Here is a 14810-nt window from a genome sequence, read left to right on the forward strand (position 1 = left end):
GGTTGGCTCAGGCGGAGATCAGCCGTGAGACGATGTCGAGGTGCTTGCGGTGAGGCATCCGGCCAAGGTGGCAGGCGCAGTACTCCTGCAGAAGTGCCGTGACCGCTGAGACCTCCTCGGGCGAGGCTTCCGGGCACGCCGCCTGGCTGCCGGTTGCCGCAAGGGCACGGATGAAGAGATAGTGGCTCACCGGTACGCGCTGGATCGTCGCGCCCATCGGTACGGCGCTGCCCGGCAGGGCGAAGCCACCGGGGTCGTGCACAAAGAGCAGCTCGTCGAGCTGCATCTCTTCGATGCTGCCCAGTAGGTCGTAGTTGCTGAACACGCACCGTTTCAGCGCCGGGGTGAAACCGAGCACGCTGACGAGACGCAACAGGAAGCCGGCGAGAATCGGCTGGAAGTCCCGCTCGGTGTCGCAAAGCCGTTCGATGGTGGCGGCAACAAGCGTGAAGAGCGGCACGTTTTTCTCTTCGGGGCCGGAAGCGTAGCGGACGAGGTCGAGCACCCGGTAGAGCACGCTGAAGCGTTCGAGGTCGGGCGTTTCGGAGAGGGGGCTTTTCACCAGGCTGGCGTCACTGGCAAGCTGAAGGTCGCGGTTGCCTTTTTTATAGAGTACCGCATCGATGAGGTTGCCTGGCGAAAACAGCATTCCGGTTTTGCTCTTCGCGCTTCGGCCGCCTTTCAGGATCACCGACACCTGGCCGTACTCCCTTGTCAGGAGCAGGCATATCTTGGACTGGTCGCGATACTTGATGTCGCGGAGTACGACCGCCCGCGTTTTTACGATCACCGGTGAAACTTTTTTTTGAATTTAAATATAGTTATATATGCAATCCAATTTTCCGGGTTTTTGCAACCCGAGCAGAACAGATCAACATATCCAGAATAGACGTTAGAACGGAGGAAAAGAGATATGCCAACTTACCATTACCGTTGCAGCAAGTGTGGTCATGAAGAGGATATTTTTCAGCGCATGACCGAAGACGCCCTGACCAAATGCTCCAAATGCGGAGAGGAGAGCTACGAGCGCGTCATCAGTGCTGGCGGCGGTTTTGTGCTCAAAGGTTCGGGCTTCTACAGCACCGACTACTGCGGCAGCAAATCGTCATCGTCCAAAGGCTCCGCACCAAGCGGCGGTTGCTCGACCGGCTCCTGCCCCTTTGCGCAGTAAGCGACAGAGTCCACAAAAGCAGCAGATCAAAAGCCTCCCTAACCGGGAGGCTTTTTTGTCTCATCAAGCCGTAACGTATAATTTAAGACATCCAGCTTGTCCTGAGGATTCTGTGAACGCCAAAAGATTCAGACCGCTTCAGCGTCCAACTTCTTGAGACCGTTCAGGTGCAGCCATCTGCGGGTTTTCAGATGGGAAAATCGTACATTGCAGGCTGGCGTTGCATTGCAACTTGTTGCCGGTTTGGTTTTATTTGTCCAACGAAAAATATGTTGCCATGATGAAGAGGGTACAAACGATGCGGACGCTGCTGATTGCTTTGGCGGCGGTTATGATGATGTTCGGAACGGCTCGTGCCGGATGGGATCCGGCTGACGAGGCGAATGCCGAGCGGACAATCGGAAAGTTCAGGAAAGAGGATCCTTCTCTTGAGCGTTTCTTTTCAAGGGCTTACGGTTACGCGGTCTTTTCGGATATTTACAAGGGCGGCTTTATGGTGATCGGTGGAGGTCACGGTAAAGGTATCGTTTATGAGCACGGCGTGCCTATCGGCAGGTCAACGGTGACGCTGGTCAATGTTGGTCCGCAGCTTGGTGGACAGGCGTTTTCCGAGATCATTTTCTTCAAGGATCAGGCCGCACTTGCCAATTTTACGAAAGGCAATTTCGAGCTGAGCGCACAGGCTGGCGTGGTGCTTGTTCAGGCGGGCATGGCTACCAATACCGATTATTCGGATGGCGTTGCCGTGTTTGCGATGCCGAATGCCGGTATCATGGGTGAGGCGACCATTGGCGGCCAGAAGTTCAGCTTCAAGCCGGGACGGTAAGCTCCAGCTGGTTTCGATAAGGTTTTTTCACTTTTTCAGTTTCTGCTTCAATGAACTATGAAATTGTCGTGGGCCTTGAGGTCCACTGTCAGCTCAATACCGAAAGCAAGGCCTTTTGCGGCTGTTCAGCAACCTTCGGCAAGGCGGCCAACACCAACGTCTGCCCTGTCTGCCTTGCGTTGCCCGGCGCGCTGCCGGTGCTGAACGCCCGTGTGGTGGAGGACGCCGTGAAGCTCGGCCTCGCCACCAACTGCACCATTGCACGCCACTCCATCATGGCGCGCAAGAACTACTTCTATCCCGACCTTCCGAAGGGCTACCAGATTTCGCAGTTCGAGGAGCCGATCTGCTCGGAGGGTATGATTCACGTCGAACTCGAAGAGGGGCGCAAGGATGTTCGTCTCGTCCGAATTCACATCGAAGAGGATGCGGGCAAGTCGATTCACGACATCGGTGACGACACCTACATCGACGTGAACCGTTGCGGCGTGCCGCTGCTGGAGATCGTGAGCTACCCCGACATGCGCACGCCTAAAGAGGCCTCGGCCTATCTGCAGAAGCTGCGCCAGATCGTCAAGTACCTCGGCATCTCCGATGGCAACATGGAGGAGGGCAGCCTTCGTTGCGACGCCAACGTGTCGGTCAGGCCGGTGGGCGCGACCGAGTACGGCACCCGCACCGAGATCAAGAACATGAACTCGTTCCGCAACGTCGAGCGCGCCATCGAGTACGAGGCCAAGCGCCACATCGAGGTGATCGAGGGCGGTGGCGTGATCGTTCAGGAGACGCGCCTGTGGGACGCTGACAAGCTCGAAACCCGCTCGATGCGCGGCAAGGAGCATGCCCACGACTACCGCTATTTCCCCGATCCGGATCTCGTGCCGGTGCTGGTCGATGACGGCATGATGCACAGGATGCGCGAAGAGCTGCCGGAGTTTCCGGAAGATCGCGCGGCGCGTTTCGTTTCGGAGTTCGGCATTCCTGCGTATGACGCTGGCGTCATCACCGTGGAGCGCGAGCTGGCCGACTATTTCGAGGCGACCGTGAACGTTTCAGGCGACGCCAAAGCCTCGTCGAACTGGGTGATGGGCGAGGTGATGCGCACGCTGAAAGAGAAGTACCTCGATATTCATGAATTCGCCATTTTGCCGGAGCGGCTCGGCGGCCTGATCAAGCTCATCGGTGCGGGCGCGATCAGCAATACCATCGCCAAGCAGGTGTTCGAGATCATGCAGCAGGACGAAGCGACGGCGGAGGAGATCGTCAAGCGCGAAGGGCTGGCGCAGGTCTCCGATACGGGTGCGATCGAGGCGGCGATCAAGGAGATTCTCGACGCAAACCAGAAGCAGCTCGAACAGTACCGCAGCGGCAAGACGCAGCTGTTCGGCTTTTTTGTCGGTCAGTGCATGCAGAAGATGAAGGGGAAGGCCAACCCGAAGGTGGTCAACGAAATTCTCAAAAAGCTGCTGGACGCCTGAGAATTCTCAGCTCTCCATGTCGAACAGGCCGGCCGCTTTCGGTGGCTCCGGTTTGGCAGGCTTCTCGGACTGAGCAGGCAGTGTGGCCTGAGCGGGCTTGTCAGGAGTGATTGTTTCGAGTTTCTTGCGGGTCTCCTGCAAGCGCTTGCGGCACTCTTCGGCAACCGAGCGGCCCTCCTCGTAAAGTTCGATGGAGTTCTCGAGCCCGGTGTCGGGATCTTCGATCTGGCCGGTAAGCTCTTCGAGACGCTGGATCAGCTCTTCGATGGTCGAAGTCTGATTCTTCTTGGTTTTACGTGCAGCAGGCATTGTTAGTGCAGGGTTAAGTTCAGAATAACTTAGGTAACGATGGCGATTCCTACAAAAAGGATTCTTACAAAAAGGACGGAAGCGTGAAGTTTGTCGATAGTGCGAAAATCTCGGTCAAGGCTGGTGACGGCGGACGGGGATGCGTGAGTTTCAGAAGAGAAAAGTTCGTGCCCAAGGGAGGCCCCGATGGCGGTGATGGCGGGCGCGGCGGCCATGTTTATCTGCGTGCCAACCGGCAGCTCTCCACTCTGCTCGACTTCAAGTACCGCAAGTCCTACATCGCCGGTCGTGGCGAACACGGCATGGGCGCGCGCAAGAGTGGCAAGAACGGCAATGACGTCGTGATCGGCGTTCCCTGCGGTACGGTGGTGCGCAATGCCGAAACCGGTGAAGTGCTCTGCGATATGGTCGAAGACGGCCAGGAGATCATGATCGCCAAGGGCGGACGTGGCGGCCAGGGCAACCAGCATTTTGCCACGGCCACCCGTCAGGCACCGCGATTCGCACAGCCCGGTGAAAAGGGCGATGAGATCGAGCTTGAGATGGAACTGAAGCTGATGGCCGACGTTGGCCTCGTGGGCTTCCCGAACGCGGGTAAATCGACCCTGATCTCGGTGTTCAGCGCCGCACGTCCGAAGATCGCCGATTATCCTTTCACCACGCTGGTGCCCAATCTCGGCATCGTACGTTACGATGACTACAAGTCGTTCGTGATGGCCGACATTCCCGGCATTATCGAGGGGGCTGCCGAAGGGCGCGGTCTTGGAATTCAGTTTCTGCGCCATATCCAGCGCACCAAAACCCTGCTCGTCATGGTGCCGTCCGATTCGGCCGATATTGCCGCCGAGTACGCAACCCTGCTTCGTGAGCTCGAGAAGTTCGATGCCTCGCTGCTCTCCAAACCGAGGCTTGCGGTGATCACCAAGATGGACATCGCGCCGGAAGATTTTGCCATACCGGAGCTTGAGCCGGGCATCAAGGTTATCGCTATTTCAAGCGTGGCCGGTCAGGGGCTCAAAGCGCTCAAGGATGAATTGTGGAGACAGATTTCCACTTCAACCCAGATCACCGTTGACGATGCCGGCAACTGAGACCATCATCCGCAACGCGCGGCTGAATGAGGCTGAACAGATTTCCCGGATGACGGACGCTTATGCCGGGAAGGGCATCATGCTCAAGCGGCCTGTCGAGAGCATCATCGAGCATATTCGTAATTTCTTTGTGGCCGAATACCAGGGACAGCTTATCGGCTGTTGTGCGGTGGCCTTCTACTCGGTCAAGCTGGCTGAAATCCGCTCGCTTGCCGTGGTTGATGAGTTCCGCGGCAGAGGCATCGGAAGTCTTCTGGTCAGAAAAGCCGAATCTGTGCTGACCGAAGAGGGGGTCAAGGAGGTGTTCGTGCTGACGCTCAGTCCCGGATTTTTCGATAAAATGGGGTATAAGCAGATTGAAAAAGAGTATTTTCCTCAGAAAATCTGGCGCGATTGCACCAACTGCCCGAAACTCATGGCGTGCGATGAAATCGCGATGGTAAGAACTCTTAACCATTAAAACCGACCAGTATCCGTGATCGTCCAGGAAGTGACCATAACCAACAGTGCGGGACTCCATACCCGGCCTGCGGCGGCTGTCGTCAAACTCGCCTCCAAATTCAAGTCCGAATTTTTCATCGAGATGGAGGGCTCTGCCATCAATGCCAAATCCATCATCGGTGTGATGAGCCTGGCTGCCCCCAAGGGTTCGCGCCTTGTGCTCCGCCTGGAAGGGGAGGACGAGGCGGAAGCCGCGCGGCAGCTTATCGAATTTTTCGAACAGGGGTTCGGCGAGAAGTAACTCCCGGTTGCCCCCAAGCCGGACTCCGCTCCCTTGAAGCCTTTGCGGATAGCCCTGATCAGCCCGTTTCCTCCCTTGAAAGGGGGGATTGCACGCTTTAGCGAAAGCCTACGGCAGGCGCTGGGCGTGGCTGGTTGCGATGTGACGGCCGTGCCTTACCGCCGCCTCTGGCCTCGCTGGCTGCTGAAGGGGCGTCCGGCGGTCGAACCCGGCGTCGAACTACCGGCATCGACGCCGTTCTCCATCGATCTGATGAATCCCTTCACCTGGTTTTCGGTGGCTCGCCAGCTTCGCCAGAGCCGCCCTGACGTGCTGCTCGTTGCCTACTGGAGTGCTGTCCTTGCGCCACTAATCACGATCTTGCGCTGGATCAGCGGCCTGCCGAGCGTGGTGCTGCTACACAATTTCACTTCTCATGAATCCATTCCGGGGGAACCGATGCTGAAGCGCTTGCTGGTTTCATCGTCCGACGGTTTCATCACCCTCTCCCGCAGCGTCGAGTCGGAGCTGCTCGGCTTCAGCCCTGACGCGCGCACCTGTTCGCTGTTTCATCCTCTCTACGAGTCGCAAACGCCTGCTCCCGCCAAGATCGAAGCGCGGCGCACGCTGGGTTTGCCGGAGGATGCGCCGGTGCTGCTCTTTTTCGGCTACGTTCGTGAGTACAAAGGCCTCGATACGCTGCTTAATGCGATGGTTGCCGTAGTGCGCGAACAGCCGTCGGCGAAGCTGGTTGTTGCCGGGGAGTTCATGCTCGATTCGGCGCGCTTCCGTGACGAGGCCCGGCAGCTCGGCATCGACGGCGCTGTCGAGTTTCGCGAAGGGTACGTGCCTGCCAGTGAGGTTGCCATGCTGATGGCCGCCGCCGATGCCGTAGTGTTGCCTTACCGTTCGGCCACGCAGTCAGGCGTTGCGCCGCTCGCTTTCGGCCACGGCGTGCCGGTGATAGCTTGCAGCGCCGGAGGTCTCGATGCACAGGTCGAGCACGGGAAGACCGGTTGGATCGTCCGCGAAGAGGGGGCTTCGGCACTGGCCGACGGGATCGTTGAATTTTTCCGCGAGCGCGACCAATTGCCGCTGGAGGAGGGGATCGCCGAAGTTTGCCGCAAGCTTTCGTGGAGTGCGTTCGCATCGGAATCGGCCACTTTTCTTGAGCGATGTTCCCGGAGGTCGGCATGAACGGCGAAAAAACGGCAGTCATCGTGCTGAACTGGAACGGTGCGGCTGACACGCTCGTCTGTCTGGCGTCGCTCGGGAAGGTGCGCCAGCCGGAGTTCACTGTCATCATGGCCGACAACGGCTCGACCGACGGCTCGGTCGCGCTCGTCCGCCGGGCTTTTCCGGAGGTCGAAATTCTCGAACTTGGGCGCAACCTCGGCTTTGCGGGAGGCAATAACGCAGCATTCCGTTCGCTGCGAGGGCGCGGCTTCGATAACGTGGTGTTCCTGAACAACGACACCATCGTTGATCCCGGCTTCCTCCAGCCGCTCATCGAAACCCTGCGCGATGCGTGGGTTGGCATCGTCGCTCCGAAAATTCTCTACATAGACGATCCGGCGCGCATCTGGTATGCGGGCGGTGCGGTCAACCCTGCGACGGGGCTGATCGAGCACACGGGCATCCGCCAGTCCGATGGCCCGCGTTTCGACGCGCTGAAGCCGGTCGGGTACGCCACCGGTTGCTGCCTGGCAATGAGGTGCCCTGTGTTCGATGAGGTCGGTGGTTTCGACGAGCGGTTCCGGATGTACGGCGAGGATGTCGATCTCTCGATGAAGGTGCGCGAGCGCGGCCTCGCCGTCATGTATCAGCCCGCGTCGCGCATCTGGCATCGTGTGTCAGCCTCGTCCGGCGGGGAGATGAACTTCGGAAAGCAGCTCCGAAAGAGCGGCGCAGCTATGACGCTGTTCGCAAAGCACGGCATGTTCAGTAGCCTCGTGCTCTATCCGCTGCTGCTGCCGTTCCGGGCTCTGCTCGGTCTGTTGCGCTTCCAACTGTTCCGGCGAGCGTCATCGCAAGAGCGGGAGGATGCATGACGGTCGGACAACCATTTCGGACGGTCGTTGACCAGACGTGGAGCGCCGATCCCGCGCACCGGATGCGGTGGGAGAAAAGTCTTGCGTTCGTCGCAGCGTCCGACGCGATCTCGCTTCCGGCGCGGGCGGGACTTGACATCGGCGACCGCACGCCTGCGACCGCGATGCTCGAAGCGCACTTCGGCTGCCGCTTCGACACGACCTCGGTTGATCTCGACACCGAGCCGCTCGATGTGGCTGCGCGCTATCCGGTGGTAACGGCGTTCGAGGTTATCGAGCACCTCTACAATCCGCTTCACCTGTTGCTTCAGGTTCGCGACGCGCTCGATCCTGCGCCGTCGTCGCGCCTGTTCCTCTCCACTCCGGCGTGGAAGCCGGGCTTCCTGCAAAGCCCCGATCATTTCCACGAAATGCCGAAGCGCTCGCTTGACGCGCTCGTTGCGAGGGCCGGATTCGAGGTGGTGCGGAGCGCGGAGTTCGGCATCCGCTCTCCGCTTTTCTGTCTGCATGGTATCAGGCCGATGCTGCGCTGCATCTTTGAAAAAATCAGGATTTACGAGCTTGCGGCGCGGCGGTGAACACATCGACCTCATCTGGTTCTCCGAAATCCAGTGGGACTTTCTTTCGACCCGCAAGCAGCGGTTGCTCGCCCGCTTTCCGGAGGAGTGGCGGATCCTTTTCATCGAGCCCTTCACGCTTGGTCGTAAGCAGCACTGGCTGCCGGCCAAACGTGGGCGTGTAACGGTGGTGACGGTGCCGTTCCTCAAAACCATTCCGCTCGGAAAGCCGCAGCTTTTCGACAACCCGCTTATCCGCTGGTTTGTTACGCTTGTCGGTCGAACGCTTGCCGCATTCTGGTTTCGTCTGTTGGGATTTTCATCCGCCGACCGGATCATCGGACTGAGCAATATTTACTGGGGCGACGCGGCGGCTGTGATGCCTTGCCGGTTGCGGTTCTACGACGCCAACGACGACCACCTCGCCTTTACGCCCGGCCAGCCGTGGCTGCACGACTCGATGCGCCGGTTTGTCGAAAAGGCCGACCTGATTTTTTACGTGAGTGATCCGTTGCTCGACAAACTCATGCCGAGACTAGTGTCAAGTCAATACCAAACAGTCTGGCGTATTCCCCGTCATTGCGAGGAGCATCGCGACGCGGCAATCCATGCGAACCCTGCGAAATCAACAAAAGATGGATCGCCACGTACCGACAGGTCGGGACTCGCGATGACGAATATCCGTCATTTTTTGCTTGACACGCTACCGGAGCAGCGATGCGTCGAACTCGGCAACGGCGTCGAGTTCGACCACTTCGCAACGCCTCGTCGCGAAACGCCGTCGCAACTTGCCGGGTTGCCCAGGCCGATTCTGGGCTACGCGGGCGCGATGGATTGGCTCGACGCCGATCTCGTCGCGTCGGTCGCCAAAGCGTGGCCGGAGTTCAGCGTCGTGCTCGTTGGCCCGGCGTATGCGAGCGACTGGGCGGAGCGTCACGCCGATTTGCTCTGCTTGCCGAATGTTCACTGGGTTGGCAAGATCGATTACGACGAGCTTCCGGCGTGGGTGCAGCAGTTCGATCTGGCGCTGATGCCGCTCGAACGGAGCGATTTGAAACGGGCTTCCAATCCGAACAAGCTCTACGAGTACGCGGCGGCGTGCGTGCCGATTCTCGCCATCGATTACTGCGATGCCGTCCGGAAGGCGAGCGATGTGGTGCACGTCGTCTCGACATCTGAGGAGTTTGTCCGGCTCGTACCCGATGCGCTTGCCGATTGTCGGAAGGGTGAGCGACATGCGTTCGCCCGGGCGCACAGTTGGGACGCGCTTGCTGCCGCGATGGTGCGAGAGTTGCGTGACGCCATGCAATGGAGGCGGTCGTGAAACGCGAGGTGACGATTGCGCGGGAGGCCGGTATTTCGATGGTCGGTTTCGTGTTTGGGCAGGTGGTGCGCTTCGCTTACAACCTGCTCGCTGCGCGGCTGCTCGGGGTCGATGCGCTTGGCACCTATGCGCTCGTTGTCGCGGTGCAGCAGGTGGCCGAAGTGTTGGCGATTGGTGGTTACGATTCCGGACTCCTGCGCTTCGTCAACCAGCGGGAGGGTGAGGAGCAGCGCCAGGTGATCGCTGCGGCTATAAAACGAACCTCGCTTGCATCCCTTGTTGCTGGGTTGCTGATCGTGCTCTTCTCCGGATCGCTCACCTCGTTGTTACACGGCGACGGAGTGCTGCGCATGACCCTGCTCGCGGTCGCTGTGGCGTTGCCGATGTCGGTGACGACCAGCATGGCCGGGTTTGCCATTCAGGCCCAGCGGCGTCTCATGCCCAAAATGATGGCGACCCAGATCATCGTGCCTGGACTGTTTTTGCTCACCATGCTTGCTGCACGCTATCTTTGGGGACGCGAGGCCGCGCTGGCGTTGCCTTTTCTTGTGGCTCCGCTGCTTGCTCTTTTGTGGATTGTACCGCGATTCAGATCGATGACCGGCATCGGGCTGCCAACGGTGCTGCAGGCTGAACGGAGCCGAGAGCTCAGCCGGTTTGCCCTGCCGCTGCTTGCTATTGCGCTCTTCTCGATTCTTTCACACTGGATCGATGTGGTGATGCTGGGCTTGCTGACCGACGTGCGTACCGTGGGCATCTACCAGCCCGCAGCCCGGACGGCAGGGCTGCTGCGCTCCGTGTTGGTGGCATTTTCCAGCATCGCCGCGCCGATGATCGCCGGGTATTACGGGCGGCAGGAACACGACGGAATACGGGCTACCTACGAGATGGTCAATCGCTGGATCGTGATGATTGTCATGGTGCCGTTTCTGCTGCTTGCGCTTTTTCCCGCCGAGGTGCTTTCGGTGTTCGGCAAAGGGTTCGGCGCGGGATCGACGGCGCTGGTGCTGCTTGCCGCTGCTTCGTTGCTGCACGCCTCGTTCGGGCTTGGCAGCACGGTGCTCGCCATGAGCGGCGGGGAGCGTCTGAGCATGGTCAATCAGGCCGTGGCGCTCTTTTTGCAGGTGCTGCTGCACTGGTTGCTGATTCCACGTTTCGGGTTGAATGGCGCGGCACTTTCGACCCTGATCGTCATGGCGCTGCTGACCGTCGTGCGGATGGTCGAATTGCGCTATGTACTCGACATCCCATTTTTCTCCATCAAGCTTTGGAAGCCGCTTGCGGCAGGCGTAGCGGCAGGCGTAGCCATGCTTGCCGTAAGCTCCGCCCTCTCTCCGCAGCCATTGTTTATGCTGCTCGCCATGGCAGGCTTGACGGGAGCGGCGGTGTATGTGTTGCTCATCCGTGCGTTCCGGTTGGAACAGGAGGAGCTGGAGGTTATTTTCAAATTCATGCCTTTTCTGAACACTCAAAGCAAGAACGAAAACCCGTGAAGCACGCTGCCTGGCCGTACCTGATTGCCATTCTCCTTTTTGCCCTTATGCTGGCGCTGCCTTTCGGCCCGATTCTGAGCCTGCATCTCGTGCCGGGCTCGCCGGACAGCGTCACACCGATGGCGCTCGGCAAGGCGCTCGAGGCGCTTCAGGTTCAATCCGGCCACTATCCGCTCTGGCAGCCCTGGACCTTTTCAGGAATGCCGACCGTAGCGGCGTTCAGTTATCTGAGCGGACTTTATCTCCCGAACCTCGTGTTCGGTGCGCTGCACATCGATCCGATGTACATCCAGCTTTTGCACCTTGTGTTTGCTGGCATGGGTGGCTTCGTGCTTGCGCGGCAGCTCGGGCTGGGCAGCACTGCGGCTTTTTTTGCCGGGTCGGCCTTCATGCTCAATCCCTACATGACCGCCATGCTCGCCTATGGGCACGGCAGCCAGCTCATGACGGCGGCGTACATGCCGTGGGTGCTCTGGGCGGCGATCCGCCTTTCCGAGCGGGGCAGCCTTGCTGATGCGGGTTTGCTGGCGCTCCTGGTCGGTTTGCAGCTCCAGCGCGCACATGTGCAGATCGCCTGGTACACCTGGATGCTTGTTGTGCCATTGCTCGCTGTGAAGATTCTGGTTGACAAAAATGCGGGTGGATCGAAAATCAAAACCGGCGGATTCGCGCTCGCGGCTTTGGTGCTTGGCGTGGCGGTGGCGTTGCAGGTCTATCTGCCCGCGCTCGGCTATCTGCCCTTTTCGGCGCGCGGCGCTGCGGGTGATGCTGCCGATGCGTATCGTTACGCGACGATGTGGTCGATGCACCCCGCCGAATTGCTCACCTACCTGTTGCCGGGCGCTTACGGCTTCGGCGGTGTCACCTACTGGGGCTTCATGCCCTTCACCGATTTTCCGCACTACGCGGGCCTCATCGTCCTCGGATTTGCGGTTGGCGGTGCGGTTGCCGGGCGCAAAAAGCCCGTCGTGCTCTTTTTTATCGCCATGACGGTGCTGGCTCTGCTGCTTTCGTTCGGCAATTTCTTCAGTCCGGTGTATGATCTCTTCTATCGTTTCGCGCCCAAGTTCAGCTCCTTCCGAGTGCCGTCGATGGTGCTGATTGTCGTAGCGCTCTGTCTCGCGATGCTCTCCGGATTCGGCTTGCAGGCGTGGCTCGACAAGCCGCTTGGCGACTCCTCCCGCTTCCTGAAATGGGCTGGCATTGCCGTAGGGGTAATGGCGATTCTGTTCCTGTCGCTTGAGAGTGGTCTGGAGCAGCTGCTTCGGGCATCGTTCCCGCCCGTGCGCATCGACAACTTCAGCCTGGTTTCGATGGTGGGCGACCTCCGCTGGGAGCTGTTCAGGAGCAGCCTGTTCATGCTTATCCTTGTTTTTGCCGGTGTGCTTGGTCTGTTGTGGCTGGTTGCAAAAGGGATGATCAATGCGCGGCAGGCTGCGCTGGTGCTGGTGACGGTTTCCTCCATCGATTTGCTCTGGATGGATCACAAGATCGTTTCGCCTGCGGACAACTCCCTCCGCATGTCGCCGCTGGTGGAGCGCGCCTCGCTCGATGTAGCGCTCGAAGAGGACGAAGTCACGCGTTTTCTGTCGAGCCGCGAGGGGCTGTTCAGAATCTATCCGGTCGGACGCCTTTTCTCGGAGAACAAGTTCAGTGTCGCGGGAATCGAATCGACCGGCGGCTACCATGCCGCCAAGCTCGGCGTTTATCAGGAACTGCTCAGCCGCACGGAGAATCTGGCCAATCTCGATGTGCTTCGGATGCTCAACGTCAGGTATGTGGTGTCGCCGCAGCCTTTGCACGCCGAAGAGCTGAAGCCGGTGGCGTCGGGCGCGCTGTCGCTGGTGTCGGGCCAGGTGCCGGTGGCGGTCTATGAGCTGTCCGGAGCGATGCCGCGCGCGTGGTTCGCACCGCAGGCCGATGCTGTGCAGAGCGAAGCCGCGGCAGTGGAGGCGGTCATGCAGGGAGGGGGAAGCGATGGCGGTGTCTTTGTCGAAGCTGCGCCCTGGCAGGGAGTGAAGCGTTTTGCGCCGGGCGAAGTGCTCTCCATGCAGCGCAGTGCCGAGTCGATCACGATGAAGGTTCGCGCGGACGGCGAGGCGTTGCTGGTGCTCAGCGAGGTTTGGTATCCGCAGGGCTGGAAGCTCACCGTCGATGGCCGCGCGCAGCAGGCGCTCAAGGTTGACGGCGTGATTCGCGGCGTCATCGTGCCGCCCGGCGAGCATGAAGTGCGCTTCGTCTATGATCGCAGCCGCTTCGAGACCGGCCGGATGGTTTCGACTGTCGCCACACTGCTTTCGCTCGGGCTCATCGTGGCCGGTAGCGTGCTTGGCCGAGGTTCATCAAAATCATCAAATTTAGCCAGCAAATCGTGAGAAAAGCGCTGTTTCTGACCCGGAATTTTCCGCCTTACGTCACCTGTGGTTCGTCGCGGGCCTGGAAGTTTGCTTCCAACCTCTCCACCATCGGCTGGGAGCCGGTCGTCATCGCGCCTCCGGGAATCAACGGGGTGCCGAACGCTGTGCAGTCGGGCGCGAATCCCGTGCTCGCGGTACACCGCACCGGTCCGGAGATCGATGCCGAAGGGCTTGACGTTGCCGACCGTAACGCTTTGCTGCATGGCCAGGAGGTCGCGGCGCTGAACCAGTCGTTGAAAGCCAGGCTCTCCGGGCTGTTCAGAGAGAACTCCAATGGCGCGACCTGGGAGAAAAACGCCGCAGAGCTGATCGATCGCCTGCTCGAAGAGGAGCCGGAGATCGACCTGCTCTACGCCCAGGGGCCACCGCTCGAACCGCTCCGCCTTGCGCTGGAAACCGCCCGCAAGCACTCTCTTGCGGTCATTCTGGACATTGTCAGCCCGCTCGATCCGGCCATGCCTCAGCCCGGTTCGTCAAGCTCGTCGGAGGCTGCCGAGGCTGAGGCGCGGATTCTGCTTTCCGGCGTGCACCTGCTTGCGCCGACGCGCCACCTCAAGGAGTACTACCTCCAGAAGTACCACGGTCGGCTCGACCACGGTTTGATGACCATCGTGTCGCCGTCGTTTGATCGGTCGCATCCAGCTTTCGGACGCTCGGCAGCCGAAGCCTCCGACACCGTGTTGCGCATTGCACTTCTGGTGGAGGAGCTGCCCAAGGCCGAGCTGAAGGCGTTGATCGCCGGGCTTGAAGCGTGGCTGCAAGGGGGGATTCCCGCGGGCGGCGTCGAGTTCTTGCTGCTTGGCGCCGGAGCTTCGGAGTTGTTGCGCCGGGCAGCGAAAAAGCCGCTTGAAAAGCTCCTCACGCTCGACGAGACCGGCGGCATCGACAGCGAGCTGAAGCTCTCCCGCAAGGCCGGATTTTTCTGTGCGGTTCAGGCCGGCACGGCGTCCAGCGCCAGCACCGTACCCGATCGCCTTGCCGATGCGCTTGGCATGGGGCAGGCGTTGTGCGCCATTGCTCCCGAAGGCGCAACCTCGCGGCTGGTGCTCGACGCCGGGGGGATGTACGCGCCGGCGGGAGATGCCGGAGCCATCACGGAGCTGTTCCGCGCGATGGCCTCAGGCTGGTTTGCACGAACCTTGCAAGGCGCACCAGAGCCTATCCGGGAGAAATACGACATCTCCGAGGCGATGCGCGCACTGACCAGCGTGATCGCCAGCCAGCCGGTGTAGGCAGGCGTACCCCATTGACGTATTGCTACGAGTGCGTTATTTGAGTATATACCAATATGCTCTTGGCGTTGCTCGCCCCTTTCCGTTTATCGCAATAACGCGGTTTGCATTAAGCGCCTTTTGCCTTGCTTTTTCAGTGC

General features: G+C 59.9%; 15 protein-coding genes. 13 read left to right on the forward strand and 2 right to left on the reverse strand.

The window, feature by feature from the left end; genetic code table 11:
• Positions 1 to 7: 7 nt before the first annotated feature.
• Positions 8 to 790, reverse strand: a complete 783-nt coding sequence (recO, locus tag CPAR_RS00795; protein WP_012501412.1) for a DNA repair protein RecO — start codon at positions 788 to 790, stop codon at positions 8 to 10.
• 123 nt (positions 791 to 913) lie between these two features.
• Here recO and CPAR_RS00800 point away from each other — a divergent pair, with 123 nt between their 5' ends.
• From CPAR_RS00800 to gatB, 3 genes are all read left to right on the forward strand, one after another.
• A complete protein-coding gene (locus tag CPAR_RS00800; RefSeq protein ID WP_012501413.1) occupies positions 914 to 1171 on the forward strand; it encodes an FmdB family zinc ribbon protein in 258 nt (85 codons plus the stop codon).
• Positions 1172 to 1469: 298 nt separating this feature from the next.
• The gene (locus CPAR_RS00805; protein ID WP_012501414.1) at positions 1470 to 1997 is read left to right on the forward strand and encodes a lipid-binding SYLF domain-containing protein; all 528 of its coding nucleotides are present in this window, start codon (positions 1470 to 1472) and stop codon (positions 1995 to 1997) included.
• 50 nt (positions 1998 to 2047) lie between these two features.
• Complete coding sequence (gene gatB, locus CPAR_RS00810; RefSeq protein ID WP_012501415.1) at positions 2048 to 3475, forward strand: Asp-tRNA(Asn)/Glu-tRNA(Gln) amidotransferase subunit GatB; 1428 nt, start codon at positions 2048 to 2050, stop codon at positions 3473 to 3475.
• Between the two features lie 6 nt (positions 3476 to 3481).
• Here the strand turns inward: gatB and xseB are convergent, their stop codons facing one another.
• Positions 3482 to 3784, reverse strand: coding sequence for an exodeoxyribonuclease VII small subunit (gene xseB, locus CPAR_RS00815; protein ID WP_012501416.1), 303 nt, complete (start codon positions 3782 to 3784; stop codon positions 3482 to 3484).
• 83 nt (positions 3785 to 3867) lie between these two features.
• Here xseB and obgE point away from each other — a divergent pair, with 83 nt between their 5' ends.
• From obgE to CPAR_RS00865, 10 genes are all read left to right on the forward strand, one after another.
• On the forward strand, positions 3868 to 4875 hold the full coding sequence (obgE, locus tag CPAR_RS00820; RefSeq protein ID WP_012501417.1) for a GTPase ObgE: 1008 nt from the start codon (positions 3868 to 3870) through the stop codon (positions 4873 to 4875).
• Complete coding sequence (locus tag CPAR_RS00825) at positions 4862 to 5335, forward strand: N-acetyltransferase (RefSeq protein ID WP_012501418.1); 474 nt, start codon at positions 4862 to 4864, stop codon at positions 5333 to 5335. Before obgE ends, CPAR_RS00825 begins: the two co-directional genes overlap by 14 nt.
• A gap of 15 nt (positions 5336 to 5350) precedes the next feature.
• Positions 5351 to 5617: an HPr family phosphocarrier protein gene (locus tag CPAR_RS00830; RefSeq protein WP_012501419.1), complete on the forward strand. Its 267-nt coding sequence runs from the start codon at positions 5351 to 5353 to the stop codon at positions 5615 to 5617.
• 75 nt (positions 5618 to 5692) lie between these two features.
• Positions 5693 to 6793 (forward strand): glycosyltransferase family 4 protein, encoded by a 1101-nt coding sequence (locus CPAR_RS00835; RefSeq protein WP_232203919.1) that lies wholly within the window; start codon positions 5693 to 5695, stop codon positions 6791 to 6793.
• The gene (locus CPAR_RS00840) at positions 6790 to 7647 is read left to right on the forward strand and encodes a glycosyltransferase family 2 protein (protein ID WP_012501421.1); all 858 of its coding nucleotides are present in this window, start codon (positions 6790 to 6792) and stop codon (positions 7645 to 7647) included. The genes CPAR_RS00835 and CPAR_RS00840 overlap by 4 nt, the downstream gene beginning before the upstream one ends.
• Positions 7644 to 8225 (forward strand): methyltransferase domain-containing protein, encoded by a 582-nt coding sequence (locus CPAR_RS00845; RefSeq protein WP_012501422.1) that lies wholly within the window; start codon positions 7644 to 7646, stop codon positions 8223 to 8225. Before CPAR_RS00840 ends, CPAR_RS00845 begins: the two co-directional genes overlap by 4 nt.
• The gene (locus CPAR_RS11215; RefSeq protein WP_232203920.1) at positions 8185 to 9528 is read left to right on the forward strand and encodes a glycosyltransferase; all 1344 of its coding nucleotides are present in this window, start codon (positions 8185 to 8187) and stop codon (positions 9526 to 9528) included. Before CPAR_RS00845 ends, CPAR_RS11215 begins: the two co-directional genes overlap by 41 nt.
• The gene (locus CPAR_RS00855) at positions 9525 to 11021 is read left to right on the forward strand and encodes a flippase (protein ID WP_012501424.1); all 1497 of its coding nucleotides are present in this window, start codon (positions 9525 to 9527) and stop codon (positions 11019 to 11021) included. The genes CPAR_RS11215 and CPAR_RS00855 overlap by 4 nt, the downstream gene beginning before the upstream one ends.
• Positions 11018 to 13396: a glycosyltransferase family protein gene (locus CPAR_RS00860; RefSeq protein WP_012501425.1), complete on the forward strand. Its 2379-nt coding sequence runs from the start codon at positions 11018 to 11020 to the stop codon at positions 13394 to 13396. Before CPAR_RS00855 ends, CPAR_RS00860 begins: the two co-directional genes overlap by 4 nt.
• Positions 13393 to 14670 carry a hypothetical protein gene (locus tag CPAR_RS00865; RefSeq protein WP_012501426.1) on the forward strand — a complete coding sequence of 426 codons (1278 nt, stop codon included), beginning with the start codon at positions 13393 to 13395 and terminating at the stop codon, positions 14668 to 14670. The genes CPAR_RS00860 and CPAR_RS00865 overlap by 4 nt, the downstream gene beginning before the upstream one ends.
• Positions 14671 to 14810 lie beyond the last annotated feature (140 nt).

This window comes from Chlorobaculum parvum NCIB 8327, assembly GCF_000020505.1.
Lineage (GTDB): Bacteria > Bacteroidota > Chlorobiia > Chlorobiales > Chlorobiaceae > Chlorobaculum > Chlorobaculum parvum_A.